This window comes from Pelomonas baiyunensis (genome assembly GCF_043555935.1).
Classification (GTDB): Bacteria; Pseudomonadota; Gammaproteobacteria; order Burkholderiales; family Burkholderiaceae_C; genus Pelomonas; species Pelomonas baiyunensis.
Window position 1 is genome coordinate 327293 of record NZ_JBIGIB010000001.1, and the last position, 26111, is coordinate 353403.

At 68.8% G+C, this 26111-nt stretch carries 25 protein-coding genes; 21 read left to right on the forward strand and 4 right to left on the reverse strand.

The genetic code is table 11. The features are described 5' to 3' along the window. Nucleotides 1–37: 37 nt before the first annotated feature. The 6 genes from murG to ftsZ all read left to right on the forward strand — a co-directional run bounded on the left by murG (nucleotide 38) and on the right by ftsZ (nucleotide 6861). Nucleotides 38–1114: an undecaprenyldiphospho-muramoylpentapeptide beta-N-acetylglucosaminyltransferase gene (gene murG / locus ACG01O_RS01330; protein WP_394380406.1), complete on the forward strand. Its 1077-nt coding sequence runs from the start codon at nucleotides 38–40 to the stop codon at nucleotides 1112–1114. Beyond that, nucleotides 1111–2502 (forward strand): UDP-N-acetylmuramate--L-alanine ligase, encoded by a 1392-nt coding sequence (gene murC, locus ACG01O_RS01335; RefSeq protein WP_394380410.1) that lies wholly within the window; start codon nucleotides 1111–1113, stop codon nucleotides 2500–2502. Before murG ends, murC begins: the two co-directional genes overlap by 4 nt. After that, nucleotides 2499–3470, forward strand: a complete 972-nt coding sequence (locus ACG01O_RS01340) for a D-alanine--D-alanine ligase (protein WP_394380413.1) — start codon at nucleotides 2499–2501, stop codon at nucleotides 3468–3470. The genes murC and ACG01O_RS01340 overlap by 4 nt, the downstream gene beginning before the upstream one ends. Before the next feature lies 1 nt (nucleotide 3471). Continuing rightward, nucleotides 3472–4299 (forward strand): cell division protein FtsQ/DivIB, encoded by an 828-nt coding sequence (locus ACG01O_RS01345; protein WP_394380416.1) that lies wholly within the window; start codon nucleotides 3472–3474, stop codon nucleotides 4297–4299. An 8-nt stretch (nucleotides 4300–4307) separates the two neighbouring features. Further along, complete coding sequence (gene ftsA, locus ACG01O_RS01350; protein WP_394380419.1) at nucleotides 4308–5537, forward strand: cell division protein FtsA; 1230 nt, start codon at nucleotides 4308–4310, stop codon at nucleotides 5535–5537. 82 nt (nucleotides 5538–5619) lie between these two features. Beyond that, on the forward strand, nucleotides 5620–6861 hold the full coding sequence (gene ftsZ, locus ACG01O_RS01355; RefSeq protein ID WP_394380423.1) for a cell division protein FtsZ: 1242 nt from the start codon (nucleotides 5620–5622) through the stop codon (nucleotides 6859–6861). A 57-nt stretch (nucleotides 6862–6918) separates the two neighbouring features. Here ftsZ and ACG01O_RS01360 read toward each other — a convergent pair whose 3' ends face one another. Together ACG01O_RS01360 and ACG01O_RS01365 are read right to left on the reverse strand one after the other, a co-directional pair. Beyond that, nucleotides 6919–7812 carry an alpha/beta fold hydrolase gene (locus ACG01O_RS01360; protein WP_394380426.1) on the reverse strand — a complete coding sequence of 298 codons (894 nt, stop codon included), beginning with the start codon at nucleotides 7810–7812 and terminating at the stop codon, nucleotides 6919–6921. 17 nt (nucleotides 7813–7829) lie between these two features. Beyond that, nucleotides 7830–8525, reverse strand: coding sequence for an SDR family oxidoreductase (locus ACG01O_RS01365; RefSeq protein ID WP_394380429.1), 696 nt, complete (start codon nucleotides 8523–8525; stop codon nucleotides 7830–7832). Nucleotides 8526–8683: 158 nt separating this feature from the next. Between ACG01O_RS01365 and ACG01O_RS01370 the strand changes: the two genes are divergently transcribed. The 4 genes from ACG01O_RS01370 to ACG01O_RS01385 all read left to right on the forward strand — a co-directional run bounded on the left by ACG01O_RS01370 (nucleotide 8684) and on the right by ACG01O_RS01385 (nucleotide 12533). Next, a complete protein-coding gene (locus ACG01O_RS01370; protein WP_394380432.1) occupies nucleotides 8684–9247 on the forward strand; it encodes a TetR/AcrR family transcriptional regulator in 564 nt (187 codons plus the stop codon). Nucleotides 9248–9368: 121 nt separating this feature from the next. Continuing rightward, nucleotides 9369–11381, forward strand: a complete 2013-nt coding sequence (locus tag ACG01O_RS01375) for a sensor histidine kinase (RefSeq protein WP_394380435.1) — start codon at nucleotides 9369–9371, stop codon at nucleotides 11379–11381. Between the two features lie 18 nt (nucleotides 11382–11399). Further along, nucleotides 11400–12335, forward strand: coding sequence for a UDP-3-O-acyl-N-acetylglucosamine deacetylase (gene lpxC, locus ACG01O_RS01380; RefSeq protein ID WP_394380438.1), 936 nt, complete (start codon nucleotides 11400–11402; stop codon nucleotides 12333–12335). Between the two features lie 12 nt (nucleotides 12336–12347). Next, complete coding sequence (locus ACG01O_RS01385; RefSeq protein WP_394380441.1) at nucleotides 12348–12533, forward strand: hypothetical protein; 186 nt, start codon at nucleotides 12348–12350, stop codon at nucleotides 12531–12533. A 96-nt stretch (nucleotides 12534–12629) separates the two neighbouring features. Here the strand turns inward: ACG01O_RS01385 and ACG01O_RS01390 are convergent, their stop codons facing one another. Both ACG01O_RS01390 and ACG01O_RS01395 read right to left on the reverse strand, forming a co-directional pair. Further along, the gene (locus tag ACG01O_RS01390; RefSeq protein ID WP_394380444.1) at nucleotides 12630–14120 is read right to left on the reverse strand and encodes a carboxypeptidase M32; all 1491 of its coding nucleotides are present in this window, start codon (nucleotides 14118–14120) and stop codon (nucleotides 12630–12632) included. Beyond that, nucleotides 14117–14623, reverse strand: coding sequence for a YqaA family protein (locus ACG01O_RS01395; RefSeq protein ID WP_394380446.1), 507 nt, complete (start codon nucleotides 14621–14623; stop codon nucleotides 14117–14119). Before ACG01O_RS01395 ends, ACG01O_RS01390 begins: the two co-directional genes overlap by 4 nt. Nucleotides 14624–14694: 71 nt before the next feature. Between ACG01O_RS01395 and dusB the strand changes: the two genes are divergently transcribed. From dusB to ACG01O_RS01450, 11 genes are all read left to right on the forward strand, one after another. Further along, nucleotides 14695–15744, forward strand: coding sequence for a tRNA dihydrouridine synthase DusB (gene dusB / locus ACG01O_RS01400; protein ID WP_394380448.1), 1050 nt, complete (start codon nucleotides 14695–14697; stop codon nucleotides 15742–15744). A gap of 13 nt (nucleotides 15745–15757) precedes the next feature. Further along, nucleotides 15758–16009: a helix-turn-helix domain-containing protein gene (locus ACG01O_RS01405; RefSeq protein WP_394380451.1), complete on the forward strand. Its 252-nt coding sequence runs from the start codon at nucleotides 15758–15760 to the stop codon at nucleotides 16007–16009. 176 nt (nucleotides 16010–16185) lie between these two features. Then, nucleotides 16186–17763: a bifunctional phosphoribosylaminoimidazolecarboxamide formyltransferase/IMP cyclohydrolase gene (gene purH / locus ACG01O_RS01410; RefSeq protein ID WP_394380453.1), complete on the forward strand. Its 1578-nt coding sequence runs from the start codon at nucleotides 16186–16188 to the stop codon at nucleotides 17761–17763. A 344-nt stretch (nucleotides 17764–18107) separates the two neighbouring features. Beyond that, on the forward strand, nucleotides 18108–19517 hold the full coding sequence (locus ACG01O_RS01415; RefSeq protein WP_394380455.1) for a coniferyl aldehyde dehydrogenase: 1410 nt from the start codon (nucleotides 18108–18110) through the stop codon (nucleotides 19515–19517). A gap of 7 nt (nucleotides 19518–19524) precedes the next feature. Then, nucleotides 19525–21180 carry a GMC family oxidoreductase gene (locus ACG01O_RS01420; protein ID WP_394380458.1) on the forward strand — a complete coding sequence of 552 codons (1656 nt, stop codon included), beginning with the start codon at nucleotides 19525–19527 and terminating at the stop codon, nucleotides 21178–21180. A gap of 31 nt (nucleotides 21181–21211) precedes the next feature. Continuing rightward, nucleotides 21212–21601 (forward strand): GFA family protein, encoded by a 390-nt coding sequence (locus tag ACG01O_RS01425; RefSeq protein ID WP_394380461.1) that lies wholly within the window; start codon nucleotides 21212–21214, stop codon nucleotides 21599–21601. A 135-nt stretch (nucleotides 21602–21736) separates the two neighbouring features. Further along, nucleotides 21737–22654 carry a tetratricopeptide repeat protein gene (locus ACG01O_RS01430; RefSeq protein ID WP_394380464.1) on the forward strand — a complete coding sequence of 306 codons (918 nt, stop codon included), beginning with the start codon at nucleotides 21737–21739 and terminating at the stop codon, nucleotides 22652–22654. A gap of 82 nt (nucleotides 22655–22736) precedes the next feature. Then, the gene (locus ACG01O_RS01435; protein ID WP_394380467.1) at nucleotides 22737–23387 is read left to right on the forward strand and encodes a lysophospholipid acyltransferase family protein; all 651 of its coding nucleotides are present in this window, start codon (nucleotides 22737–22739) and stop codon (nucleotides 23385–23387) included. Then, on the forward strand, nucleotides 23387–24388 hold the full coding sequence (locus tag ACG01O_RS01440) for a phosphatidate cytidylyltransferase (RefSeq protein ID WP_394380469.1): 1002 nt from the start codon (nucleotides 23387–23389) through the stop codon (nucleotides 24386–24388). The genes ACG01O_RS01435 and ACG01O_RS01440 overlap by 1 nt, the downstream gene beginning before the upstream one ends. Before the next feature lie 171 nt (nucleotides 24389–24559). Continuing rightward, complete coding sequence (ruvC, locus tag ACG01O_RS01445) at nucleotides 24560–25108, forward strand: crossover junction endodeoxyribonuclease RuvC (protein WP_394380472.1); 549 nt, start codon at nucleotides 24560–24562, stop codon at nucleotides 25106–25108. A gap of 300 nt (nucleotides 25109–25408) precedes the next feature. Beyond that, nucleotides 25409–26107, forward strand: a complete 699-nt coding sequence (locus ACG01O_RS01450) for a PEP-CTERM sorting domain-containing protein (RefSeq protein ID WP_394380475.1) — start codon at nucleotides 25409–25411, stop codon at nucleotides 26105–26107. Nucleotides 26108–26111: the final 4 nt, after the last annotated feature.

Below are 26111 nucleotides of genomic sequence, written 5' to 3' on the forward strand. Positions count from 1 at the left end.
GCAGCCAGAACCGGCAAATGATGCGGGGAGGGCGCTCGTGACCGAGAAGCACCTCGTCGTCATGGCGGCCGGCACGGGCGGCCACGTCATTCCCGGGCTCGCCGTGGCGGAGGAAATGCAGCGCCGCGGCTGGACGGTGTCGTGGATCGGCACGCCGCAGGGCATGGAAAACCGTTTGGTGCCGGCCCGGGGCATTGCCATTGATGCGCTGCCCTTCGCCGGGCTGCGGGGCAAGGGCCTGGGCCACATGCTGCGCGGCATCGTCGGGTTCTTCAAGTCGCTGGGCGCGGCGCGGCGGGTGTATGCCGAGCGTCACGCCACGGCCGTGCTGGGCATGGGCGGCTATGTGTGCGTGCCGGCCGGTTTGTCGGCGGTGTTCAGTGGCCGGCCGCTGATGCTGGTGAACGCCGATGCAGCCATGCTCAAAAGCAACGCCGCGCTCAAGCCGTTTGCCAAGCGCATCGCGTTCGGTTTCGACGGGGCGGCAGCGGCCTCCACCCGTGGGGCCGTGGTGAGCGGCAACCCGGTGCGGGCCGAGATCGAAGCGCTGCCTGTGCCCGCGGAGCGCATGGCCGGTCGCACCGGCCCGCTGCGGCTGCTGGTGCTGGGTGGCTCGCTGGGCGCGCGCGCGCTGAACCAGGCGCTGCCGCAAGCCCTGGCGTTGTGGCCGGCCGAGCAGCGGCCGCAGGTGCTGCACCAGTCCGGGCAAGACCACTTGGGTGCCGTTTGGCAGGCGTATTCCGACGCCGGCCTGTCGGCCGAGGTGCGGCCCTTCATCGACGACATGGCCGCGGCCCTCGCCTGGGCCGATGTGGTGGTGTGCCGCGCCGGCGCCATCACCGTGAGCGAACTGTGCGCGGCCGGTTGCGCCGCGGTGTTGGTGCCGCTGGTGGTCAGCACCACCTCGCACCAGCGCGACAACGCGGTGTTCATGGCCCAGCACGGCGCGGCCATCCACCTGCCGCAAACCGAGTTGACGCCGCCCAAGCTGCACGAGCTGCTGAGCGGCCTGAACCGCACCGCGCTGCTGGCCATGGGCGAGAAGGCCCGCTCGCTGGCCCGGCCGCGTGCAGCGGCGCGCGTGGCGGACGAGATCGAAGGAATGTTGAAGTGAAGCACGCCGTTCAAAAGCTGCATTTCGTGGGCATTGGCGGCGCCGGCATGAGCGGCATCGCCGAGATCCTGCACAACCTGGGCTTCCAGGTCAGCGGCTCGGACGCGGCCGAGAGCGCCACCACCGAGCGCCTGCGGGCGCTGGGGCTGCGGGTGGAGATCGGCCATGCCGCCCCGCACATCGGCGACGCGCAAGCCCTGGTCACCAGCACCGCCGTGGCGGCAGACAACCCCGAAGTGGTGGCGGCCCGCGCCCGGCAGATTCCGGTCGTGCCGCGTGCCGTCATGTTGGCCGAGCTGATGCGACTGCGCCGTGGCATCGCCATCGCTGGCACGCACGGCAAGACGACCACCACCTCGCTGGTCACGGCCATCCTGGTCGAGGCGGGCCTGGACCCGACCTTCGTCATCGGCGGCAAGCTCAATGCCGCGGGCGCCAACTCGCGCCTGGGCCGGGGCGAGTTCATCGTGGTGGAGGCGGACGAGAGCGACGCATCCTTCCTGAAGCTGAACCCGGTGCTGTCGGTGGTCACCAACATCGACGAAGACCACATGGACACCTACGGCCACTCGGTCGAGAAGCTCCACGCGGCATTCGTCGAGTTCCTGCATCGCATGCCCTTCTACGGTGCGGCCGTGGTGTGCGCCGATGACCCCGGTGTGCGTGCCATCCTGGGCCGCATCGAGCGCCCGGTGGTGACCTACGGCTTGAGCGCCGGCGTGGCCGTGCAGGCCGTCAACGTGCAAGCGTTGGCTGGCGCGCAGATGCGGTTCACCTGCCGCCGCGAAGGTGCGTCCGACCTGGACGTGCTGCTGAATCTGGCCGGTGAACACAACGTGCGCAACGCGCTCGCGGCGATGGCGATCGCGATGGAGCTGGGCTGTCCGGACGAAGCCATCGTGGCGGCGCTGGCCCGGTTCTCCGGCGTGGGCCGGCGGTTCGAGAAGCACGGCGAGTGGCCCGCGGCCGACGGCGGGCGCTTCACCCTGATCGACGACTACGGCCACCACCCGGTGGAGATGGCCGCGGTGCTGGCGGCCGCGCGCGGCGCCTTCCCGGGACAGCGACTGGTGCTGGCCTTCCAGCCGCACCGCTACACCCGCACGCGCGACTGCTTTGCAGATTTCGTGAAGGTCATGCAAGGCGCCGATGTGGTGCTGCTGACCGAGGTGTACTCGGCCGGCGAAGCGCCCATCGCGGGCGCCACGGGCACGGCCCTCGCCCAGGCGGTGGGCACGCCGCACTTCGTGGCTGGCGTGGCCGACATGCCGGCGGCGCTGGCAGCGCTCACGCGCGCCGGCGATGTGGTGATCGGCATGGGCGCGGGTTCCATGAGCGCACTGCCGCGTCTGGTGGCACAACATTTCTCGCAAGGAGCGTCCGCATGACGACGCCAATCGACCTGCGCATCGACGCGGCCGCCCTGGGCAAGGTGGCCGTGCTGTTTGGCGGCACCAGTGCCGAGCGCCCGGTCTCTCTGATGAGCGGCACCGGCGTGCTGGAGGCGCTGCAATCGCTGGGCGTCAACGCCCATGGGTTCGATCCCGCCGAGCGCCCGCTGCAAGCCCTGAAGGACGAAGGCTTCGACCGCGCGTTCATTGCGCTGCACGGCCGGGGCGGGGAAGACGGCACGCTGCAAGGCGCGCTGGAGTGGCTGGGCATCGCCTACACCGGCTCGGGCGTGACGGCGTCGGCCGTGGCCATGGACAAGACCATGACCAAGCGGGTCTGGGCCGCCGAGGGCCTGAGCACACCGGCCTACCTGGCGCTGCCGCGGGCTGCCCTGACGCGCGAACGCATCCGCGCCATTCCCGATGAGCTGGGCCTGCCGGTGGTGGTGAAACCGCCGCACGAGGGCAGCAGCATCGGCATCACCAAGGCGATGGGCTACTCCGACATGCAGGGCGCGGTGGACCTGGCGCTGGGTTTTGACGACGAACTGCTGTTCGAGCAATGCATCGAAGGCCCCGAGCTGACCTGCGCCGTGCTGGGGCAGGGCGACAGTGCCGTGGCCCTGCCGGTGGTGGAGATTCGGGCCGAGGGCGGCGACTACAGCTACGAAAACAAGTACGTGTCCAACGACACCAAGTACCTGTTCGGCACGTTGCCCGCTGCGCTGGAATCGGAGGTGCAACAACTGGTGTTGCGCGCCTATCAGCTGCTGGGCTGCCGGGGGTGGGGGCGCGCGGACCTGATGCTGCGCAAGTCCGACATGAAGCCCTTCCTGCTGGAAATGAACACCAGCCCGGGCATGACCTCGCATTCCCTCGTGCCCAAGGCCGCGCAGGCCGTGGGCGTGGACTACCCGCACCTGTGCCTGTGGCTGCTGGCCCAGGCCCGACTGGACGCGCGCTGACGTGAACTCCGCCGCCGCCACCGTTGCGTTGCCGCCCGACGTCCGCCTGATGAACGCGGTGTCGGCGCTGCTCGTCGCGGCGTTGCTTGCGTCGGTGGCGTGGGGCGCTCTGCGCTGGGTGGTGCGGCTGCCCGCGTTCAACGTGCGTGCGATTCAGGTGGAAGGCGACGTCAGCCGCAACAGCGTGGCGTCGCTGCGAGCCAATGCGCTGCCGCGCCTGCAAGGCTCCTTTTTGAGCATGAACCTCAAAGACGGCCGGGCCGCGTTCGAGGCCGTGCCCTGGGTGCGCCGCGCTTACCTGCAGCGCGTGTGGCCGATGCGGCTCAAGGTCAGCCTGGAAGAACACCGCGCCGCGGCCTACTGGGAGGCGCGGGTCGACGGTGCCGACGCCGCCACCGAGGCCGCCGCCGAACGTGCGCTGGTGAACACCTTCGGTGAGGTGTTCCAGGCCAACCTCGGCGACGTGGAAGACGACAACCTGCCGGTGCTGGCCGGCCCGGCCGGGGCTGCGGGTAGCGTGCTGCAGATGCTGCGCGGCCTGACGCCGGCGGCCGAGAAGCTCGGTGAAAGCATCGACCGGCTGGACCTGTCCGGTCGCGGCTCCTGGCGCGCCACGCTGGGCAGCGGCGCCGTGATCGAACTGGGCCGCGGCACCGAGGCCGACGTGGTGCAGCGCTTCACCCGCTTCGCCCAGACCATCACCCAGGTCACGACGCAATACCGCAGCCCACTGCTGTCGGCCGACCTGCGTCACGCCGACGGCTATGCCGTCAAGCTGCGCGGCGTGACCACACAAACTTCGGGGAAACCCGTAAAACAAAAACGCTGAGGACAGACATGGCCAAGGAATACAAGGATTTGGTCGTCGGGTTGGATATTGGCACCGCCAAGATCATGGCCGTGGTGGCCGAGGTTTTGCCGGGCGGGGAATTGCGCATCGCCGGCTTGGGCGTGGCGCCGTCCAACGGGCTCAAGCGTGGGGTGGTGGTGAATATCGACGCCACCGTGCAGTCCATCCAGCAGGCGCTGAAAGAGGCCGAAATGATGGCCGACTGCAAAATATCTCGGGTTTACACGGGGATCACTGGCAGCCATATCCGCGGCCAGAACTCCACCGGCATGGTCATCGTGCGGGACAAGGAGGTCACGCCGGTGGATGTGACCCGGGTCGTGGAAACCGCCAAGGCCATCAATATTCCGAACGACCAGCGGCTGTTGCTGGTGGAGCCGCAGGAATTTGTCATCGACGGGCATGAGGTCAAGGAGCCCATCGGCATGAGCGGCGGGCGACTGGAGGTGAAGGTCCATATCGTGACCGGCGCCCAAAGTGCCGCCGAAAACATCGTCAAGTGCGTGCGCCGCTGCGGTTTGGAAGTGGATCAGCTGGTTTTGAATCCCAGCGCCTCCAGCCATGCCGCGCTGACCGCCGACGAGCGCGACCTGGGGGTGGCGCTGGTGGATATCGGCGCCGGCACCACGGATGTGGCGATATTTACCGGCGGCTCCATCCGCCATACCGCCGTGATCCCGATCGCCGGGGACCTGATCACCAGCGACATCGCCATGGCGCTGCGCACCCCGACCAAGGATGCCGAGGAGATCAAGGTCGAATATGGCGTGGCCAAGCAATTGCTGGCCGACCCGTCCGATCAGGTGGAAGTGCCCGGTTTGGGCGACCGCGGCCCGCGCATGTTGTCCAAGCAAGCCCTTGCCGGCGTGATTGAGCCGCGGGTCGAGGAAATCTTTTCCCTGGTGCACCAGGTCATCCGTGAAAGCGGATATGAGGAATTGCTGTCCAGCGGCATCGTGCTGACCGGCGGATCGGCCGTCATGCCGGGCATGGTGGAACTGGCCGAGGACATTTTCCTCAAACCGGTTCGGCGCGGTCTGCCCACCTATTCCGGGGCCCTGTATGACATGGTTGCCAACCCGCGTTCGGCCACTGTCATGGGGTTGCTGGAAGAAGCCCGGCTCTCGCGCAGCCGGGGTTTCAAGGCGGCACAGCAGGCGGGCTCGGTGCAAACCCTGCTCGGACGGGTCAAAGACTGGTTCATGGGGAATTTCTGACCCCCAAAAACCACGAAAAAGTTGTTTCAGGAACTAGTCAACGTTTGTGTGCCCAAGGCACAATTGCAGTAGGAGGTTTGATATGCCCATCGAGATGATCGAAGAGTTTGACCAAGGCACCCAAATCAAGGTGATCGGGGTCGGTGGTGGCGGTGGTAACGCCGTGGACCACATGATCGCCCAGGGCGTTCAAGGGGTTGAATTCATCTGCGCCAATACCGACGCGCAGGCGCTCAACCGCTCCAAGGCCGACCAATTGCTGCAATTGGGTTCCACCGGTCTGGGCGCTGGCGCCAAGCCCGAAATGGGCAAGGCCGCGGCCGAAGAAGCCGAAGCCCGCATCCGCGAATCCATCGCCGGCGCCAACATGCTGTTCATCACCGCCGGCATGGGCGGCGGCACGGGCACGGGCGCCGCGCCGGTGATCGCCCGCGTTGCCAAAGAAATGGGCATCCTGACGGTGGGCGTGGTCACCAAGCCGTTCGACTTCGAAGGCAACCGTCGCGCCAAGGCCGCCGATGCTGGTCTGGCCGAGCTGGAAGCCAACGTCGACTCGCTGATCGTCGTGCTGAACGACAAGCTGCTGGATGTGTTGGGCGACGACGTCACGCAAGATCAAGCCTTCGCGCACGCCAATGACGTGCTTAAGAACGCCGTTGGCGGCATTTCCGACATCATTCACATCCCGGGCCTGGTGAACGTCGACTTTGAAGACGTCAAGACCGTGATGAGCGAGCCGGGCAAGGCCATGATGGGCACCGCCTCGGCCACCGGTCCGGACCGTGCCGCCAAGGCTGCCGAAGCCGCCGTGGCCTGTCCGCTGCTGGAAGGCATCGACCTGTCCGGCGCGCGTGGCGTGCTGGTGCTGATCGCTGCCGGCCGCGCCAACTTCAAGCTGAGCGAGTCCAAGAACGCGATGAACGCCATCAAGCGTTACGCCTCGGAAGACGCGCACATCATTTACGGCACCGCCTACGACGAAAGCCTGGGCGACGCCCTGCGCGTGACCGTCATCGCCACGGGCCTGACGGCTGCGGGCCGCGCTCGCCAGCAAGCGCCGCTGCAAGTGGTGCAGACGCACCAGGTCGTGCGCACGGGTACCGACGGCATGCCGGTGCTGACGCAAGCCGTGGCTGTGGCGCCGCAAGCCGCTCCGCAAGGCGGCCATGTGGGCTTGGGCCTGGGCGATTTCGCCAGCAGCAACGTGCCCAGCGTGTGGCGCCATGGCCGTTCGGGCAGCGCCGCTGCCAAGGTGGAAGCCCTGTCGTCCAACGGCATGGACGAAATCGAGATCCCGGCCTTCCTGCGCAAGCAAGCCGACTGATCTTCGCGAGCCTCCCTCCGCAAAAAGGCGAACCACCGGTTCGCCTTTTTTGTTTTTTCAATCCGCGCCCTGCGGCAATGCCGGGTGGCGGTCTCGCGCAGGCGGCGAGACCACGCTCACGGGCCGATGGCGAGTGATGAACTCGACGGCGCGCGCGATCACGTTCGCGTCCTGCAGCAGGCGCCGGTGCCCGAGGCCCGAGACGGCCTCCAGCACCGAGCCCGGCCAGGTCTCGTGCAGAGCCTGTGAGGCGCTGAACGGCACGGTGCGGTCCTCCCGGTCGTGCACGATCAGCGCCGCGTGGCGCAGGCCCGGCTGCAGAGCGGGCAGGTCGGCCTGTGCCAGCGGCCCGCCGATGAAACCCTCCACCCAGGCCAGCCAGGCGGCTTGCTCGGCCGGCCCCAGTCCATGGGCGCGGGCCAGGCCTTGCACCACGGGTGTTAGCGACGACGGGCCGGCCAGGTGCACGCTGCAGGCCAGGCGCAATGCCGGCAGCTGGGCCAGGGCGAGCAAGGCGGCAGCCGACCCCATGGAATGACCCACTACGGCGTGCACAGGGCCCTCGGCCTTCAACACGGCCTGCAGCGCTCGGCCTGCATGCACCACGCTGGCAGTGTGGCCGCCGGACTCCCCGTGGCCGGGCAGGTCGAACAGCGTGACGGACAGGCCGGCTGCAAGCAAGGGCGGCACCCAGCCGAGCAGGTGGGCGCCCCGGCTGTTCCAGCCGTGCACCAGCACCACGCGCGGCCCCTGGCCCCAGCGCCACCGTGCGAGCTTGAGCCCCTCGTGGCGCAGCGGCGGCGCCGCGGCCGGAGTGAGCGCCGCTTGCTCCGCCGCGGTCAGCGCCACTCGATCGGGCGCCGAGAACGCGTGGCGGGCTGCGGCCAGGCGCCCGTTGTCCAGCGCGTGGGACGGGTGCGGCAGGGCGGACGGCGAGGTCAATGCAGTCATGGCGGCCTCGCGTGCGGTCAGCCCAGGTAGGCCGCAGTCGGGGCGGACAGGCTCTGCTTCACCTGCCGGCTGATCTCGTCGGCCAGCACCTCCGGCGCGCCCTCGGCCACGCCTTGCAAGGCCAGCCGGGCCACGTCGGCGGGCGCGGTCTTGGGTCCGTCCATGCCGCGGGCCATGTCGGTGTCCATGTAGCCCACGTGCAGGTTGGTGACTTGCGTGCCCTGGCCCCGCAACTCCTGCCGCAAGCCATTGCTCAAGGCCCACGCCGCCGCCTTGGAGGCGCTGTAGGTGGCCAGCGCCGGCAGCGTCAGCCAACTCAGCACCGACAGCACGTTGAGCACTGCGCCACCGCCGTTGCCCCACAGCACCGGCGCAAACGCCCGCGTCAGGGCCCAGGGGCCGAAGAAGTTGGTGTCCAACTCGGCGCGGGCGATGGCCATGCCGTCATCCGCCAGCAGGCGGCCGTGGCCGGCAATGCCGGCGTTGTTGATGAGCAGCGTGACGTCGGTGCAGCGTGCAGCCGCGGCCGCGACTTGGGCGGCGTCGGTCACATCCAGCACCACCGGCACCAGGCGGGGCAGGTTCAACGCAGATGGGTCGCGGGCGGCGGCGTACACCTTGGCCGCGCCGGCGGCCAGGGCGGCGTCCACGAAAGCACGGCCCAGGCCGCGATTGGCGCCTGTGATGAAGACAACGGCGTTCTGGAGTTGCATGGGGCGGGATTCCTTGAAGGGGTGCGTGGTGGAGGGGCGACCGACTTTTATTGATGTTGGTCGACATGAATAAATATAAATGTCGACCAACATATAAAATTCGTCAGGCCACCCCGGCAAAGCCCCATCCCGCCCAGGACATCGACCAGGACATCGCCATGAAGGTCAGCCGCGCCCAAGCCGAAGAGAACCGCGAACGCATCCTCGACAACGCAGCCCAGCTGTTCCGCGAGCGCGGGTTCGACGGCATCGGGCTGAACGACCTGATGCAGGCCGCCGGCCTCACGCGCGGAGGCTTCTACGGGCACTTCGCGTCCAAGGACGATCTCGCTGCGCAGGCCTGCGCGCGAGCGCTGCAACGCAACCGCGAGCAATGGCAGCAGCAGCCCGACCGCAGCCTGGCGGCCTGGGTGCAAACCTACCTGTCCGACGCCCACCGCGACCACCGCGGCGAGGGCTGCGGCCTTGCCGCGTTGGCGGGAGACGCGGCCCGCGGCGGCCCGGCCGTGCGTGAGGTGTTTGGCGAGGGGGTACAGAGCCTGGTGGCAGCCTTGCAGGCCCAGATGCCCGCTGCCGATGCCGCTGCACGGCGCGGCCAGGCGCTGGCGATGCTGTCGACGATGGTGGGTGCCTTGTTGCTGTCGCGTGCGGTGGCCGACGAGGACCTGTCGCGCGAGTTGCGCGAGGCCGCCCGCGAGCACCTGCCCATCTCCGTGGACTGACACCGCCGGCGCTCCTGCCGAACGGTCATATGCACGGCCCTGAGCGGTGATGCGCCGCTCGAATGCGCCGACCCCCTGTGGCATGCTGGTCGGATGACCTGGCCCCTTCGTTCCTCACGCCATGCTTGACCTGTCGGCGCTGCTGAAGCGCGGGCTGAGCCTGCTGTGGTGCGCGTTGTTCGCCCTGTTCGCGTGCAGCCTGCCTGCACACGCGCAGCGCCTGCCGCAGCCCACGGCGCCATTGGCCGATTCGGAGGCGGCGAAGGTCGAGTTGGCCACGCGGGCCTGGACCCGCGACCAACTGGAGGCCTGGTGGGCGGGCTTGCGTTCGCACGCCACCGTGGGCGGCGACCTGCTGGACCTGCCGGACGACCTGCTGCCGCCGCCGGCGGACGGCGCCTGGCAGCCGGTGGCGATGCCGGACGTGCAGAGCCGACCCAGCGCCGCCGTGCTGCCCCAGGGCAGCGCGTTCGAGATGCGCTGGTACCGGGTGCACGTGCCTTTTGGGGGCGAGACGCCGCAGGCGCTGTACCTGCCGCGGCTGGTGACGCTGTCGGCCGCGGTGCTGGTACGCACGCCGCAGGGCTGGCGGGTGCTGCTGGACAACCAACCCGCCGAGCGCGAGCAGTGGGTGCAGCCGGTCTGGCTGCCGTTGCCGGGCGTGGTGGCCGAAGGGCTGGACCTGGTGGTGGCCCTGCCGGTGCCGGCGGGCAGCTACCACGCGGTCAGCCGCATCTGGGTCGGGCCGCGCGATGTGCTGGAAAAGCGCTGGATGTGGCGGGTGCGTGCCCAGTCGGGCCTGCCTCAGGCGGTCAGCCTGACGCTGGTGGTGCTCGGGCTCTTTGCCACCATGCTGTGGCTGCGCCGGCCGGAGGACTCGATCTACGGCTTGTTCGCGCTGGGCGCAGCAGCCTGGATGGTGCGCAACCTGCACTACTACGTCACGCCGCCGCATTCGCAGGGCGGGCAGGACTGGTTCTGGTGGGCGGCGCACGCGTCCATGGGCTGGGTGATGCTGAGCGCGCTGCTGTTCGCGTTCCGGTTTGCAAGCCGGCGCTGGGTGGCGCTGGAACGGCTGCTGGTGGTCAGTGTGGTGCTGGTCAGCCTGGTCAGCATGCCGCTGTGGCTGCGGCAGCTGGACATGGTGGTGCTGCAGTACGCCGTGACCGCTGGCGTGGGCGCACTGGGCATGGCGTGGCTGGTGCACCTGGCGTGGCGTGAGGGCCAGCCGGAGCTCCGGGTCATGGCCGGGGCGATGCTGTTTGCGCTGGTGTTGGGCGGGCATGACCTGGCCGTGCTGGCCGGCTGGGCCTGGCCTGAGCACATCTACCTGATGCCCTGCGCCACGCTGGCCGTGATGCTGAGCTGCCTGTACGCCGTGCAACGGCGGTACGTGGTGGCGGTGGAGCAGGTGCAGGCCCAGAACAGCCAACTGCAGGAAGACCTGGACGAGCAGGTGTCGGTGATGCAGGCGCAGAACGCGCAGTTGCGTGAAGCCGAGCGCCAGCAGGCGCTGCTGCTGGAACGCCAGCGCATCATGGCCGACATGCACGACGGGCTGGGCTCCTCCCTGCTGTCGGCCCTGGTGGCGGTGGAGCAGGGCCACATGTCGCACGAGCAGGTGGTGGAGGTGCTGCGCGAGTGCGTGGACGACCTGCGCCTGGTGATCGATTCCCTGGAGCCTGTGGGGCATGACCTCGTTTCTCTGCTGGCCACCATGCGCTACCGCCTGGGCAAGCGGCTGCAAACGGGCGGCCTCAAGCTCGACTGGGACGTGCAAGACCTGCCCCCGCTGCCCTGGCTGGAGCCGCCGGACGCCTTGCACGTGCTGCGGCTGATGCAGGAGGCGTTGAACAACGTGGTCAAGCACGCGCGGGCCAGCCGCGTGCGCCTGGTCACGCGCGACCACGGCAGCTATGTCGAGATCCGCGTCGAAGACGATGGCCTGGGCTTCGACCTGAAGGACGTGCAGCACGGCCGGGGCCTGAAGAGCCAGATCAAGCGCGCCCAGCGCCTGGGCGGCAAGCTGCGGGTCGACACCTCGCCCGGGCATGGCACGCGGTTGTCGCTGCGCCTGCCGGTGCAGCGCCGCGCGGGGGGCACATCCCCTCAAAACCCGCAAGGGGCGGCCTGATCCGGGACAATCCGGGGCATGGTCAAGCAACGCACCCTCAAGTCCCTCACGCGGGCCGTCGGCGTGGGCATCCACAGCGGTCAAAAAGTTGAACTGACCCTGCGGCCCGCTCCGGTCAACACGGGCCTGGTGTTTCGCCGTGTGGACCTGTGCCCGCCGGTCGACATTCCGGTCGGCGTGACGTCGGTCAGCGACACCCGCATGGCCACCACCATCAGCCCGGGCGGTGACCCCGGTGCGCCGAAGGTCCAGACCATCGAGCACCTGCTGTCGGCCTGCGCCGGGCTGGGGCTGGACAACCTGTTCATCGACATCAACGCCGACGAGGTGCCCGTCCTCGACGGCTCCGCCGCCAGCTTCGTGTTCCTGCTGCAGTCGGCCGGCATCGTCATGCAAGACGCGCCCAAACGCTTCCTGAAGGTCAAGAAACCGGTGGAAGTGCGCCAGGGCGAGGGCAAACGGCTGATGTGGGCCCGGCTGGAACCGCACCACGGCTACACCCTGAGTTTCGAGATCGAGTTCGACAACCCGGCCGTTGCCGCCACGGGCAGCCAGTACGTGTTCGACATGGGCTCCGGCGCCTACAAGAAAGACATTGCCCGCGCCCGCACCTTTGGCATGACGGCCGACATCGACCTCATGCGCTCGCGCGGCCTCACGCTCGGCGGCTCGATGGACAACGCCATCGTGGTGGACGACTACAAGGTGCTCAACGCCGACGGCCTGCGCTATGACGACGAGTTCGTGAAGCACAAGATCCTGGATGCCATTGGCGACATGCACGTGGCCGGCATGCCGCTGCTGGCGGCCTACACCTCCTTCAAGGGCGGGCACGCCCTGAACAACAAGCTGCTGCGGGCATTGCTGGCCGACGAGTCGGCCTACGAGGTGGTGAGCTTCGACAGCGAACGCGACGCGCCCAAGGGCTTCGCCGAGCTGGCCCCGGCCTGGTAAGGAAACGCGCCGATGTTCATCGCACGTCTGGTGGTGGGCTTGCTGCTGTTTGCAGCGGTGGTGTGCTTCGCGATGTCCATCGCCACCGGTCAGGCCCGCTGGCGGCGGCTGGGGCTCATCATCATGAAGTGGACCTTGCTGGCCGGCTTCGCCTTCTTCGCGGTGCTCATCCTGGAGCGCTTAGCGCTGTTGCTGTGAGCCGGCCCTGAGCCGGGGGTGAGCCGGGGGTGAGCCGGGGGTGAGCCGGGGGTGAGGCGCCCCGCCGTGCTTGGGGCGCCTCAGGTCGCGTCGGCGTCAGCGGCCCAGGTAGCGGCTGCGCAGGTGGGCTTCGAAGTGCGCCGGGTTCAGCGCTTCGCCGCTGGCGCGTCGCACCAACTCGGGCGTCTCGTAGCGGCTCGCGGCCTGCCAGATGTGGCTGCGCAGCCAGGTGAACACGCCGTCCAACTGGCCTGCGGCGATGTGCGCATCCAGCCCCGGCTGCTGCGCGCGCATGGTGGCAAACCACTGCGCGGCGTACATCGCCCCGAGCGTGTAGCAGGGGAAGTAGCCAAACAGGCCGGCGGGCCAGTGCACGTCCTGCATGGGGCCGTCCTTGAAATTGCCGCGGGTGTCGATGCCCAGCAACTCGGCCATCTTCGCGTCCCACAGCGCGGGGATGTCGTCCACCTCGGCCTGGCCCTCGATCAGCGCGCGTTCGATGTCAAAGCGCAGCAGGATGTGGGCGGGGTAGGTCACCTCGTCGGCATCCACGCGGATGAAGCCGGGCTGCACCCGCGTCAGCAACAGGTGCAGGTTGCCGGGCTCGAACGCCGGCTGGGCGCCGAAGTGCTTCACGAGCAGCGGCGACAGCAACTCGGCGAAGGCCGGGTGGCTGCCCAGTTGCATCTCGAAGCTCAGGCTCTGGCTTTCATGGATGCCCATGGACCGGGCCCGCGCGATGGGCTGACCCAGCAGTTCGCGCGGCAGGTTCTGCTCGTAGCGGCCGTGGCCGGTTTCATGGATGGTGCCCATCAGGCTGGGCAGGAAGTTGTCCTCCCGGTAGCGCGTGGTCATGCGCACGTCTTCCGGCACGCCGCCGCAGAACGGGTGGGTGCTTTCGTCCAGGCGGCCGGCCTCAAAGTCGAAGCCCATCAGCCGCATGGCATCCAGGCCGAGGGCTTTCTGCGCGGCGGTGGGGAAGGGGCCCACGGGTTCGATGACGCGCTCTTGCGACTGCTTGGCTGTCACGTCACGGATCAGGCCCGGCAGCCACTGCCGCAGCGGTGCGAAGGCCTGCTCCACATCCGCACTGCGCATGCCCGGTTCGTACTGGTCCAGCAGCGCGTCGTACTTGGACAAGCCCGTGCTTTGCGACAGCAGCTCTGCCTCCTGGCGGGCCAGCGTCAGCACCTCGCGCAGTTGCGGCGCAAAGCCGGCCCAGTCGTTGGCCGGGCGCTGGCTGCGCCAGGCGTGCTCGCAGCGGTTGTTGGCCAGGCACTTGGCCTCCACCAGCGCCTGCGGCAGTGCGTTGGCCGAACGCCAGGCGCGGCGGATCTCGCGCAGGTTGGCGCGCTGCGTGTCGTCCAGGGGCTCGGCGGTGGCAGCGTCCAGCAGGCCGGGCAGGGCAGGGTCGGTGGCCAGCTGGTGCAGCAGGCCGTCCATCTCGGCCAGCGCCAGGCTGCGGGCCTCGTTGCCCTGGGCCGGCATGTTGGCGGCCTGGTCCCACTGGGCGATGGATTGCAGGTGGCCCAGCCGGTGCTGGCGCAACTGGCGGGCGGCGAGATCGTTGTAGGCGGGTGTGTTCATTGCAGCCATGACATCCAGGATTCAGGCACCAGCCACATCAGCGCGGCGGTGAAACAAATGAAGCGCAGGCCCTTGCCCAGCGCCATCCAGCCCACGCAGGGCCAGAACGGGAGTTTGAGCCAGCCGGCCAGGGCGCACAGCGGGTCGCCCACGACGGGCAGCCAGCTCAGCACACAGGCCTTCGCGCCGAAGCGCTTTAGCCAGGCCAGCGCGCGGGGGTGGGGCGGCTCACGGTGGCGCACGGCCTCCACGGCGCGTTCGGCGCCGTAGCCCACCCACCAGCTGGTGGCACCGCCCAGCGTGTTGCCCAGCGTGGCCACGGCGATCACGACCCAGAACATGCTCGGATCGGCCTTCACGACGAGGAACACGGCGGGCTCGGAGCCCAGCGGCAGCAGCGTGGCCGACACGAACGTGATCACGAACACCGCCACCAGCCCCACCTGCGGCAGGGCCAGCGACGACAGCAGATCGTGGATGAGTTGACCGAGCCAAGCTTCCATGCGCGGCATTGTCGGCGGGCGCGGAAAGACCGGCTGGCTACAATCTCGCCTCTTTTTTGAGCAGACCCCTCGTGCAACTCGGCCCCTTCACCCTCCCCAACCGGCTCTTTGTGGCGCCGATGGCCGGGGTGACGGACCGCCCCTTCCGCCAGCTGTGCCGGCGCCTGGGGGCGGGGTATGCGGTCAGCGAAATGGTGACCTCGCGCAAAGAGCTGTGGGGCAGCCTCAAGACCTCGCGGCGCGCCGATCACACCGGCGAGCCCGGGCCGATTGCCGTGCAGATCGCCGGCACTGACGCGGCCATGATGGCCGAAGCCGCCGCCTACAACATCGACCGCGGCGCCCAGCTCATCGACATCAACATGGGTTGCCCGGCCAAGAAGGTGTGCAACAAGTGGGCCGGCTCGGCGCTGATGCGCAACGAGGCGCTGGCGCTGGAGATCGTCGAGGCCGTGGTGGCCGTGTGCGCTCCGCGTGGCGTGCCGGTGACGCTGAAGATGCGCACCGGCTGGAGCCTGGAAGAACGCAACGCGCTGCACCTGGCCCGCGTGTTCGAGTCAGCCGGCATCGCGATGCTCACCATCCACGGCCGCACGCGTGAACAGGGCTACAAGGGCCTGGCGGAGTACGACACCATCGCCGCCGTGAAGGCCGCGCTGACCATCCCCGTGGTGGCCAACGGCGACATCGACTCCCCCGAAAAGGCCCGCGACGTGCTGGCCTACACCGGCGCTGACGCGCTGATGATCGGCCGCGCTGCGCAAGGCCGGCCGTGGATCTTCCGCGAGGTGGCGCACTTCCTGGCGACGGGCGAGCACCTGCCCGCGCCCACCGTGGTGGAGGCGCGCGATGTGCTCACCGAGCACCTGCACGACCACTACGGCCTGTACGGCGAACTCAGCGGCGTGCGCAGTGCGCGCAAGCACATCGGCTGGGCCGTGCGCGGCCTGCCCGGGGGCGAAGCCTTCCGCCAGCACATGAACACGCTCGAGCGCTGCGACGACCAGTTGCACGCGCTGCGCGCCTGGTTCGACGACCTCGGCCAGAACTTTGAGAGGCTGCCGCCCACCGCGGCTGCCAACGACGACGACGCGCAGGCCGACGAAGCCTGCGCCGCTTGAACACGCTCCTGTCATGAGTGCCCAAAAGAACACCCCCCCGAGCAATCCCATCGACGCCTGCGTGCGCGAGAACCTCGAAGCCTTTTTCCGCGACCTCGACGGTCAAGAGCCGCACTCCATGCACGACATGCTGGTGAAGCTGGTGGAGAAGCCGCTGTTCGAGATCGTCATGCGCGAAGCCGGGGGCAACCAAAGCAAGGCCGCGCAATGGCTGGGCATGAACCGCAACACCCTGCGCCGCAAGCTGACCGATCACAACCTCTAAGAAGCTGTGAACGAACTCCGCACGCCCGCTCATCCCGCTGCAACGCCGCCACTCGGCGTTGCAATTGCTCGCCGTAGCCCGCGCTACGGCTCCGCTTTGCGCCTTGATTGGCGCCGCCGCGACGGTCTGCTCGGCCGCGCGGAGTCCCTTCACAGCTTCTGAACTGCGAGACCTCCATGGCCCTCACTGCACTCCTCTCCGTTTCCGACAAGACCGGCATCCTCGAATTCGCCAAGGCGCTGCACGCGCTGGGCACGAAGCTGCTGTCCACCGGCGGCACTGCCAAGCTGCTGGCTGACGCCGGCCTGCCGGTGACCGAAGTGGCCGAGCACACCGGCTTCCCGGAAATGATGGACGGCCGCGTCAAGACGCTGCACCCCAAGATCCACGGCGGCCTGCTGGCGCGCAGTGAACTGCCCGAGCACGTGGCCGCCATGGCCCAGCACGGCATCACCCGCATCGACATCCTGGCCGTCAACCTCTATCCGTTCGAGGCCACCGTGGCCAAGCCCGGCTGCACGCTGGAAGACGCGATCGAGAACATCGACATCGGCGGCCCGGCCATGGTGCGCAGCGCGGCCAAGAACTGGAAGGACGTGACGGTGCTGACCGACGCCGCCCAGTACGCCGCTGTGCTCGACGAGCTCAAGGCCCACGGCAAGACCAGCGACAAGACCCGCTTTGCCTGCAGCGTGGCCGCGTTCAACCGCATCGCCCAGTACGACGCCGCCATCAGCAACTACCTGAGCGCCCGCCAGGACGACGGCAGCCTGGCCGAGTACCCCGGCCAGATGAACAGCACCTTCGTGAAGGTGCAGGACCTGCGCTACGGCGAGAACTCGCACCAGACCGCCGCGCTGTACCGCGACCTGTTCCCCGCCCCCGGCTCGATGGTGACGGGCAAGCAACTGCAGGGCAAGGAGCTGAGCTACAACAACATCGCCGATGCTGATGCCGCCTGGGAATGCGTCAAGGCGTTCGAGGCCCCGGCCTGCGTCATCATCAAGCACGCCAACCCCTGCGGCGTGGCCGTGGGTGTGAACCCGGCCGAGGCCTACAGCAAGGCCTTCAAGACCGACCCCACCAGCGCCTTCGGCGGCATCATTGCCTTCAACCGCGAGGTGGACCGCGCGGCCGCCGAGCTGGTGGCCAAACAGTTCGTCGAAGTGCTGATGGCGCCGAGCTTCAGCGCCGAGGCGCTGGAGGTGTTCAAGAGCAAGGTCAACGTGCGTCTGCTGCAGATCGCGCTGCCCGCCGGTGGCCCGCGCCCCTGGGACCAGGGCCGCAACGCGCAGGACGTCAAGCGCGTGGGCTCGGGCCTGCTGGTGCAGACCGCCGACAACCACTTCCTCAAGCGTGAAGACCTGAAGGTCGTCACCACGCTCAAGCCCACCGAGCAGCAGCTTGACGACCTGATGTTCGCGTGGACCGTGGCGCAGTACGTCAAGAGCAACGCCATCGTGTTCTGCGGCGGCGGCATGACCCTGGGCGTGGGCGCCGGCCAGATGAGCCGCGTGGACTCCACCAAGATCGCGGCCATCAAGGCGGCCAACGCCGGCCTGGCGCTGACCGGCTGCGCCGTGGCCAGCGACGCCTTCTTCCCGTTCCGCGACGGCCTGGATGTGCTGGCTGATGCCGGCGCCAGCTGCGTCATCCAGCCGGGTGGCTCGATGCGTGACGAGGAAGTGATCGCCGCCGCCAACGAGCGCGGCATCGCAATGGTCTTCACCGGCGTTCGCCACTTCCGGCATTGAGATGCCCCTTGCCTGGTCTTGCGGGGCTCAACGCCCGCAAGCCCAGTCGATCTTGCAGACCGCGCTGCGGCTGACGCCGCAGCTCTTCGGCAGGCGCATGCCGCCACCGGGTGCCATGTGTCCGGCCTCAGCTCCCGAGGGGACGGCGATTGCCCGGGTATTGAGCCCGGCCAACGTCCAAGGCGGGCCGGCTTGGGGGCGGCCCGGCGCTCGTCCCGCAAATCTCGGTGCGGCCTGTCACGCGCGCGACTAGACGCATTCCTCTAGTCAAGGGCGCACCCCGATGGAGGCGCGGCCGCTTGGGTTTAGCCTCGGTGCATTCACAAAAGCACCGGAGACACCCCATGGACATCGCGTTGCAGGAACGGCTGCAGCTCGCGCTGACGGCGCAGCGCCGCGCCTTTGAGGCCGAGCGCATGCCCTCGTACGCGGTGCGCCGCGACCGCCTGGAGCGCCTGCTGAAGATGACGCGCCAGCACGGCGAAGCGCTGGCCGCCGCCATGGCCCGCGACTTCGGCCACCGTGCGCGGCAGGAATCGCTGCTGGCGGACGTCTTCACGGTGGAATCGGGCGCCAAGCACGCCCTCCACCGCCTGCGCCGCTGGATGAAGCCGCGCCGGGTTGAAACCCCGCTGCACTTCCTGCCGGCGCGCAATGTGTTGATGCGCCAGCCGTTGGGCGTGGTGGGCGTTGTGGCGCCCTGGAACTACCCGTACTACCTGGCCATGGCCCCGGCCGTGGCCGCGCTGGCGGCCGGCAACCGGGTGCTGATCAAGCCGTCGGAGCTCACGCCCGAGACGAGTGCCCTCATGGCCCGCATCGTGGCCGAGCATTTCGCGCCCGAGGAGATGCACGTCATCACCGGCGACGCCGAGGTGGGCAAGGCCTTCACGCAGCTGCCGTTCGATCACCTGTTCTTCACCGGCTCCACGCCGGTGGGGCGCATCGTGGCGCAGGCGGCGGCCAAGAACCTGACGCCGGTCACGCTGGAGCTGGGCGGCAAGTCCCCTGCGCTGGTGGACCGCAGTGCCGACCTGGGCCTCACCGCGTCGCGCCTGGCCTTCGGCAAGCTGTTCAACGCCGGCCAGACCTGTGTGGCGCCGGACTACCTGCTGGTGCCGCGCGAGTTGATGGAGCCGCTCACGCAGCGCCTGCTGGCCGAAATGCGCCGCATGTACCCGACCATTGCCGGCAATGCCGACTACACCAGCATCGTCTCGCCCCGCCACTTCGCACGGCTGCAGGGCCTGATCGACGACGCTGCCCAGCGCGGCGCCCGCGTGCTGCGCAGCCATGTGGACCAGCCCGATGACCGACGCCTCGTGCCCGCGCTCTTGCTGGATGTGCCGCCCGACGCGACCGTCATGCAGGAAGAAATCTTCGGCCCGCTGCTGCCCATCGTGCCGTACGACCAGGTGGACGATGCGCTGGCGCACATCCATCGCGGCGACCGGCCGCTGGCCCTGTACTGGTTCGGCCAGGACGGCGCCGCGCGGGACCGCGTGATGGCGCAAACCCACGCCGGCGGCGTGACCGTCAACGACTGCCTGTGGCACCTCGGCCAGGAAGAGCAGCCCTTCGGGGGCGTGGGCGCCAGCGGCATGGGCGCGTACCACGGCGAGTGGGGCTTCCGCACCTTCAGCAAGGAAAAGCCGCTGTTCATCCAGTCCCGCTTCGCGGGCACCAAGCTCTTCCAGCCGCCCTACGGTGCGACGTTCGAACGCCTGCTCGCCCTGCTGAAGCGCATCGTCTGAAATCGCCATGACTGACTCCCAACGCTTCGACGAAACCCATGACGTCATCGTCATCGGCGCGGGCTCTTCCGGCTCGGCCCTGGCCGGCCGCTTGAGTGAAGACGCCGGCACCTCCGTGCTGGTGCTGGAGGCGGGCGCGGACGTCAACAACTGGCTGGGCAACGTGCCCACGGCCGCGGTGTTGATGGTGCCCACCAAGCTGCACAACTACGCGTTCGAGACGGTGCCGCAGCCGGGCCTGAACGGCCGGCGGGGCTACGTGCCGCGCGGCAAGATGCTGGGCGGCTCGTCGGGCATCAACGCCATGGTCTACATCCGCGGGCAGCGAGAGGACTATGACGACTGGGCCGCCCAGGGCAACCCCGGCTGGGGCTGGAACGATGTGCTGCCGTACTTCATCAAGAGCGAGTGCAACGACAGCTTCGGTGCGCCGCTGCATGGGCAGGCCGGGCCGCTCAAGGTCAGCCGGTTGCGCAGCGACAACCCGCTGCAGAACGCCTGGGTGGCCGCGGGCCGTGAGGCGGGCCACGCGATCAATGCCGACTTCAACGGCGACACGCAGGAAGGCATCGGCATCTACCAGGTCACGCAAGACCGGGGCGAGCGCTGCAACGCCGCACGCGCCTACCTGCGCCCGCACCTGCACCGGCCCAACCTGCGCGTGACGCCACATGCCCAGGTGCAGCGCATCCTGTTCGACGGCCGCCGCGCCGTCGGGGTGGAGTTCACGGTGGGTGGGCAAGTGCGCCGCGCGCAGGCCCGACGCGAGGTGGTGCTGGCAGCCGGCGCCATCCAGTCGCCGCAGCTGCTGATGCTGTCTGGCGTGGGCGATGCTGCGCAGCTGCAGCAGCACGGCATTGAGGTGCGCCACCACCTGCCCGGCGTGGGTGCCAATCTGCAAGACCACCCGGACTTCGTCTTTGGCCTGCGCAGCAAGAGCCTGGACAGCTTTGGCGTGTCGCTGGGGGGCGGTTGGGCCTTCTGGCGGGCGATGCGGCGCTACCGGGCCGAGCGCCGCGGCATGCTGACCAGCAACTTCGCCGAGGGCGGCGGCTTCCTGCGCAGTTCGGCGCAGCAAGACCGGCCGGATGTGCAGCTGCACTTCGTCGTCGCGGCCGTGGAAGACCATGCGCGCAAGCTCGGCTTGGGCCACGGCCTGTCGTGCCACGTGTGCCTGCTGCGCCCCAAGAGCCGCGGCACGCTGACGCTGGCCAGCCGCCACGCCGCCGATGCGCCAGACATCGACCCCGCGTTCTTCCAGCATCCGGACGACCTCGCGCAGATGGTGGACGGCTTCAAGCGCACCCGCGAGCTGCTGAACCAGCCGTCACTGCGCCGGCACTGGACGCGCGAGATGTGGGGCGCCGACGCCCACACCGACGCGGACATCGAAGCCCTGCTGCGCCAGCGCGTGGACACCATCTACCACCCCGTGGGCACCTGCAAGATGGGCGCCGATGCGATGGCGGTGGTGGATGCCGAACTGCGGGTGCACGGCCTGGAAGGCCTGCGGGTGGTGGATGCGTCCATCATGCCCACGCTCATCAGCGGCAACACCAACGCCCCGGCCATGATGATTGCCGAGAAGGCGGCCGAGATGATGCAATCGGCGGCACGCCGGCCGACGGTGGCGGAGGTCCGACAGGCGGTGCCTCAGGCCTGACGCGCTGGCGCTCAACCGGAGAGGTCAGCGCATGTTGGAAGGATCGTGTCTGTGTGGCCAGGTGCACTGGCGATTCGACGGTACGCCGGACGGCGCGACCGCGTGCAACTGCACCGCCTGCCGCCGCTACGGTGTGCTGTGGGCGTATGACTATGTGGACGAAGGCATCCACACCCGTGGCACCACCCAGGCCTACGCCCGGGGCCAGGCGCTGGAGTTCCATTTCTGCCCGCGCTGCGGCTGCTTGGCGTTCTGGCGCGGGCTGCGCTTGGACGAGCAGGGGCGCCGCCGCATCGCGGTGAACCTGCGGCTCGCGGAGCCCGATCTCGTGGCCGACATCCCGATCGACCACTTCGACGGCCTCGACACCTTCGACGACCTGCCGCGCGACGGCCGCTGCGTGCGCGATTACTGGTTCTAGGCTCGACGGTTGAACCCGGCGGTGTCCGACAGCTCGCCTCTTGAAGCCTGACGGCTTGCCGCCAGATCCGGGGTGCACACTGGGCGTGAGCGCCCTGCACCGATCGCAGGGCCCGTCCGTGTGAGGAGTGACGTCATGACATGGTGGCGCAGGGTGTGGGTCAGCCTCGGGTTGGCCGCGATGTTGGGCTGGGGCGCAGCGCAGGCGCTGCCGCAGGTGGATGAAGTGCAGGCGGCGGTGCAGCGCGGTGACTACGCCGGCGCTGAAAAAATGATGCGCGAGGTGGTGGCTGCCAAGCCGGACAGCGCCCGAGCGCATTACGTGTTGGCCGAGATCCTGGCGCACGAGCGGCAGTTCAAGGCCGCCGCCGACCACGCCAGCCGCGCCCGCGCGCTGGACCCGGCGATCAAGTTCACCGACCCGGGCAAGTTCACGGCCTTCGAGCAATTGCTGGAGCGGCAGCAGGCCGCCACGGCCACGCCGGCGCCGGCGGTGCAAGGCGCCACCGCGCCGCCCGCCCGGGTGATACCGCGTGAGCCCGAGCCGGCGCACGGCGGCGGCGTGCCCGTGTGGCTGCTGGTGGTGGGGGGGGTGGTGTTCATCGCTCTGGCGGTGCGCTGGATGGCGCGCCGCGCGGCCGTGCCCGCGCCGGTGCCGATGGCGTCCGGCGGCTACAGCCCGGCGGGCTACGGCGCCGGCGGTTATGGCGCCAGCCCGGCGGGCTGGGGGCCGGCAGCGGCGCCGCCTTCGGGCCCCGGCCTGATGGGCGTGGGCTTGGCCGCTGCGGGCGGCGTGGCTGCCGGCATGCTGGCCGAGAAGCTGCTGCACGGCGACGCCGACGAACGCCGCCGCACGCGTGATGTGGATGCAGGCGCCGGCATGGGCGCCGGCGGCATCATCCCCGGCAGCTTTGACGGCGGCGGCAACAGTGCGGCTGACGATCTCACCCGCCGCGGCATCGACTTCGGCAGCGGGGACGGCTGGGACAGCGGCAGCAGTGGCGGCGGCGATTTCAGCGGCGGCGACTCTGGCGGCGGGGGCGGCGACTGGTAACGCCCCGGTCACGGGCGTCGGTGCTGGCCGGCGCCGACCGACGTGACCGGCAGGCCCTTGGGCGGGGCTGATAATCCCGCCCATGACGCTTGCCGCCTTCACCGGCCAGTTGCTTGCCTTCATTGCGCGCCTCATCACGGGTGCCCAAGGCCACTGGAAGGGCTGCCCGCCAACCGCCGAGCAGCGCATCTACATCGCCAATCACCAGAGTCATTTCGACCTCGTGCTCATCTGGGCTGCGTTGCCGCACGAGTTGCGCGCGCAGACCCGGGCCATCGCGGCGCGGGACTACTGGACCAAAAGCCCCTTCAAGCGCTGGCTGACGACCTCGGTCTTCAACGCCATTTACGTCAGCCGCACCCGCAGCAACCCCGACGAAGACCCGCTCGAGCCCCTGGCCGAGGCCCTGGCCAAGGGCGATTCGCTGGTGATCTTTCCGGAAGGCACGCGCTCCAACAAGGGCAACCCCATGCCGTTCAAGAGCGGCATCTTTCACCTGGCCGAGCAGTTCCCGCACGTGCAGCTGATCCCGACCTGGATCGACAACGTGCAGCGCGTGATGCCCAAGGGCGAAGTGGTGCCGGTGCCCATTCTGTGCACCGTTACGTTCGGCGCTCCCATCCAGCTGAACCCCGGCGAGTGCAAGGCCGACTTCCTGTGCCGCGCGCGTGAAGCCGTGATGGAACAGCGCCCCGACCCCGCCGTGGTGGGTGCCGAGCCGGGGGCCGACTGATGGTGGCCTGGCTCAAGCAACTCAACACCAGCGAGCAGGTGGCGCTGCTCTTCGTGGTGCTGTTCGGTTTTCTGACCCTGCTGACGCTGGGCCTGTTCCTGAACTCGCTGCGCGAGCGCGCCAGCGAGGACGAGCGGGCCGCGTCGCAGCTGACCTGGGAGCGCGTGCGGCGCGACCTGCGCGCGGCCTGGATCGGCGGTTGCATGTTCTGGGTGGCCTGGATCTCCGGGCCGCTGGGCGCCACGCTGCTGTTCGCGCTGTTCTCCTTCCTCGCACTGCGCGAGTTCATCACGCTGGTGCACACCCAGCGCAGCGATCACCGCACCCTCATCGTCGCCTTCTTCGTGCTGCTGCCGGTGCAGTACATGATCTGCGGCACGCGCTTTTTCGACCTGTTCACCGTGTTCCTGCCGGTCTATGGGTTCCTGGCGTTGCCCATCGTCAGCGCGCTGGCCGATGACCCGCGCGCCTTCCTGGAGCGCAACGCCAAGATCCAGTGGGGCGTGATGGTGTGCGTGTATGGCCTGTCGCACGCGCCGGCCTTGCTGCTGCTGGACTTCCCTGGCTACACGGGCCGCGGCGCCTTCCTGCTGTTCTTCCTGGTGATGGTGGTGGCTGCCTCTCAGATTGCGCAGGAGATCGCCACCCGCACGCTGCGCCGGCGCCCGGTGGCCCGGCGCATCAGCCGCAGCTTCTCGATGCGGGCGTGGTGGATCGGCACGCTCACCGGCGCCCTGGCCGGCACGCTGCTGTTCTGGATCACGCCGTTCAAGGCCGGTCAGGCCCTGGCCATGGCGTTCGTCACCGCCGGCGCAGCCGGCTTCGGCGGGCTGGTGATGAAGGCGCTGAAGAAGGACGCCGGCGTCGTGTACTGGGGCAACCGCAGCTCCATCACCGGCGCGGTGGGCCTGCTGGACCGCATCGCCGTGCTGTGCTTTGCCGCCCCGGTGCTCTTCCACTCGGTGCGCTGGTACTTCCAGCTGCCGCTGGGCTGGAAATGACCGCGACCGGGCGCTGGAGCGCGCCGCGATGAGGATTCTCGGCATCGACCCAGGTTTGCAGACCACCGGTTTTCGCTGCGGCCCGTTGCCGGCGCACCTTCACGAGCGCGGCGCGCTCATGAGCCTGCGCAGAAACCTTGTCAGCGTCGCCACCGCAGGTGGTTGTCTGTCATGAGGATTCTGGGCATCGATCCAGGCTTGCAGACCACCGGTTTTGGCGTCATTGACGCCGACGGGCCGCGTCTGGCCTATGTGGCCAGCGGCACCATCAAGACCACCGGCGTGGCCGTGGGCGACCTGCCGGCGCGCTTGAAGATCTTGTTCGACGGCATCCGTGAGGTGGCCGCCCGCTACCAGCCGCAGTGCGCGGCGGTAGAAATCGTGTTCGTGAACGTCAACCCGCAGTCCACGCTGCTGCTGGGGCAGGCGCGCGGCGCGGCGCTGACGGCGCTGGTGTCGGTGGACCTGCCGGTCAGCGAGTACACCGCGCTGCAGATGAAAAAGGCCATCGTGGGCCACGGGCACGCCAAGAAAGAGCAGATCCAGGCCATGGTGCAGCGCCTGCTGAACCTGCCCGGCTTGCCCGGCAAGGACGCGGCCGACGCCCTGGGCCTGGCCGTGATGCACGCGCATGCCCGCGTCAGCTTCGAGGCCATGAGCCGCAGCACCACGCTGCAGCGCCGCCAGCACGCCCAGTTCAAAGGCGGCCGCACCTACTGACCGCGGCCGCCACGCCGCGTCGCCTCCGCACAACGGCCCTGGGTCGCCGGCCCCCCGTGAATCGGGGGTGAGCCTTGCCGGGGCGCGCGCACCGCGATGGGGACGAAGGCCCCCTCCACTCAGGGGGAATGCCCCTGCACCACAGCTGGGCATCAGGCGTGTGAAAACGGTCCTAGGGACAACCCCAGGCGATGTTTCCTACTCCGTAAAAAAAGTCTCACTACCCTCGCGCCTTTCGTCAGACCTGTGGGTCGGTTGTTGACGGAAATCCCACCCCTTCACTTTGCTCATCGCCACCCCATGCAACTCCGTGCTCTCGCGCTTGCCGCGCTTCTCGCCACCAGTTTTTCCGCTCAAGCCGATCGGATCGCGACCTGGGAATTCACCGCCTCCTCCACCAAGCCGTTGACCGCAAACGGCGCGGCCGCTTCCTACTCGCTGGTGGGCGACGTGACGTCGAGCTTCGCTCAAGGCGTTGGAGGAGCGCAATTGAGTGCCCTCAACACAACGGGGTACAAGACCACGGCTGCGAACCTGTCGAACGGCATTCAGTTCAACGTCGAGACGACGGGCTATTCGGACATCCAGTTCAGCTTTGCCCAGCGCAACTCATCGACGGCGTCTGCATATACCTCGTTGCAATACAAGGCGGCCGACGAGACCCAATGGACGACGGTCAAGTCGTTCAAGATGGATCCTCAGGGGGCGAACCCCAACTGGTACACGCTGAGCTACGACTTCAGTTCGATCACCAAGGCAAACGACAGTTTGTCGTTTGCTGTCCGTTTGGTGGCGAGCTACGGGCCCAGCGGCAGCTATGTGGCGACCAACACGGGCTCGACGTTCGCTTCGAGCGGCACCATCCGCTACGACAACGTCACGTTCTCCGGCACGGCCATCCCGGACCCGCTGCCGGTGCCTGAACCCCAGACCTACGCGCTGATGCTCGCGGGCCTGGCCACGGTGGCCGCTGTGGCTCGCCGTCGTCGCGCGCACTGAGTCG

Coding starts and splice junctions, on each gene's coding strand:
- ACG01O_RS01395 (WP_394380446.1), bottom strand. CDS start 14,623: ATGGAAGCTTGGCTCGGTCAACTCATCCACGATCTGCTGTCGTCGCTG.
- ACG01O_RS01375 (WP_394380435.1), top strand. CDS start 9,369: ATGCTTGACCTGTCGGCGCTGCTGAAGCGCGGGCTGAGCCTGCTGTGG.
- ftsZ (WP_394380423.1), top strand. CDS start 5,620: ATGCCCATCGAGATGATCGAAGAGTTTGACCAAGGCACCCAAATCAAG.
- ACG01O_RS01365 (WP_394380429.1), bottom strand. CDS start 8,525: ATGCAACTCCAGAACGCCGTTGTCTTCATCACAGGCGCCAATCGCGGC.
- ACG01O_RS01440 (WP_394380469.1), top strand. CDS start 23,387: ATGGTGGCCTGGCTCAAGCAACTCAACACCAGCGAGCAGGTGGCGCTG.
- ACG01O_RS01360 (WP_394380426.1), bottom strand. CDS start 7,812: ATGACTGCATTGACCTCGCCGTCCGCCCTGCCGCACCCGTCCCACGCG.
- ruvC (WP_394380472.1), top strand. CDS start 24,560: ATGAGGATTCTGGGCATCGATCCAGGCTTGCAGACCACCGGTTTTGGC.
- ACG01O_RS01385 (WP_394380441.1), top strand. CDS start 12,348: ATGTTCATCGCACGTCTGGTGGTGGGCTTGCTGCTGTTTGCAGCGGTG.
- ACG01O_RS01340 (WP_394380413.1), top strand. CDS start 2,499: ATGACGACGCCAATCGACCTGCGCATCGACGCGGCCGCCCTGGGCAAG.
- lpxC (WP_394380438.1), top strand. CDS start 11,400: ATGGTCAAGCAACGCACCCTCAAGTCCCTCACGCGGGCCGTCGGCGTG.
- ACG01O_RS01415 (WP_394380455.1), top strand. CDS start 18,108: ATGGACATCGCGTTGCAGGAACGGCTGCAGCTCGCGCTGACGGCGCAG.
- ftsA (WP_394380419.1), top strand. CDS start 4,308: ATGGCCAAGGAATACAAGGATTTGGTCGTCGGGTTGGATATTGGCACC.
- ACG01O_RS01370 (WP_394380432.1), top strand. CDS start 8,684: ATGAAGGTCAGCCGCGCCCAAGCCGAAGAGAACCGCGAACGCATCCTC.
- ACG01O_RS01450 (WP_394380475.1), top strand. CDS start 25,409: ATGCAACTCCGTGCTCTCGCGCTTGCCGCGCTTCTCGCCACCAGTTTT.
- ACG01O_RS01435 (WP_394380467.1), top strand. CDS start 22,737: ATGACGCTTGCCGCCTTCACCGGCCAGTTGCTTGCCTTCATTGCGCGC.
- purH (WP_394380453.1), top strand. CDS start 16,186: ATGGCCCTCACTGCACTCCTCTCCGTTTCCGACAAGACCGGCATCCTC.
- ACG01O_RS01430 (WP_394380464.1), top strand. CDS start 21,737: ATGACATGGTGGCGCAGGGTGTGGGTCAGCCTCGGGTTGGCCGCGATG.
- ACG01O_RS01405 (WP_394380451.1), top strand. CDS start 15,758: ATGAGTGCCCAAAAGAACACCCCCCCGAGCAATCCCATCGACGCCTGC.
- ACG01O_RS01425 (WP_394380461.1), top strand. CDS start 21,212: ATGTTGGAAGGATCGTGTCTGTGTGGCCAGGTGCACTGGCGATTCGAC.
- ACG01O_RS01420 (WP_394380458.1), top strand. CDS start 19,525: ATGACTGACTCCCAACGCTTCGACGAAACCCATGACGTCATCGTCATC.
- ACG01O_RS01390 (WP_394380444.1), bottom strand. CDS start 14,120: ATGAACACACCCGCCTACAACGATCTCGCCGCCCGCCAGTTGCGCCAG.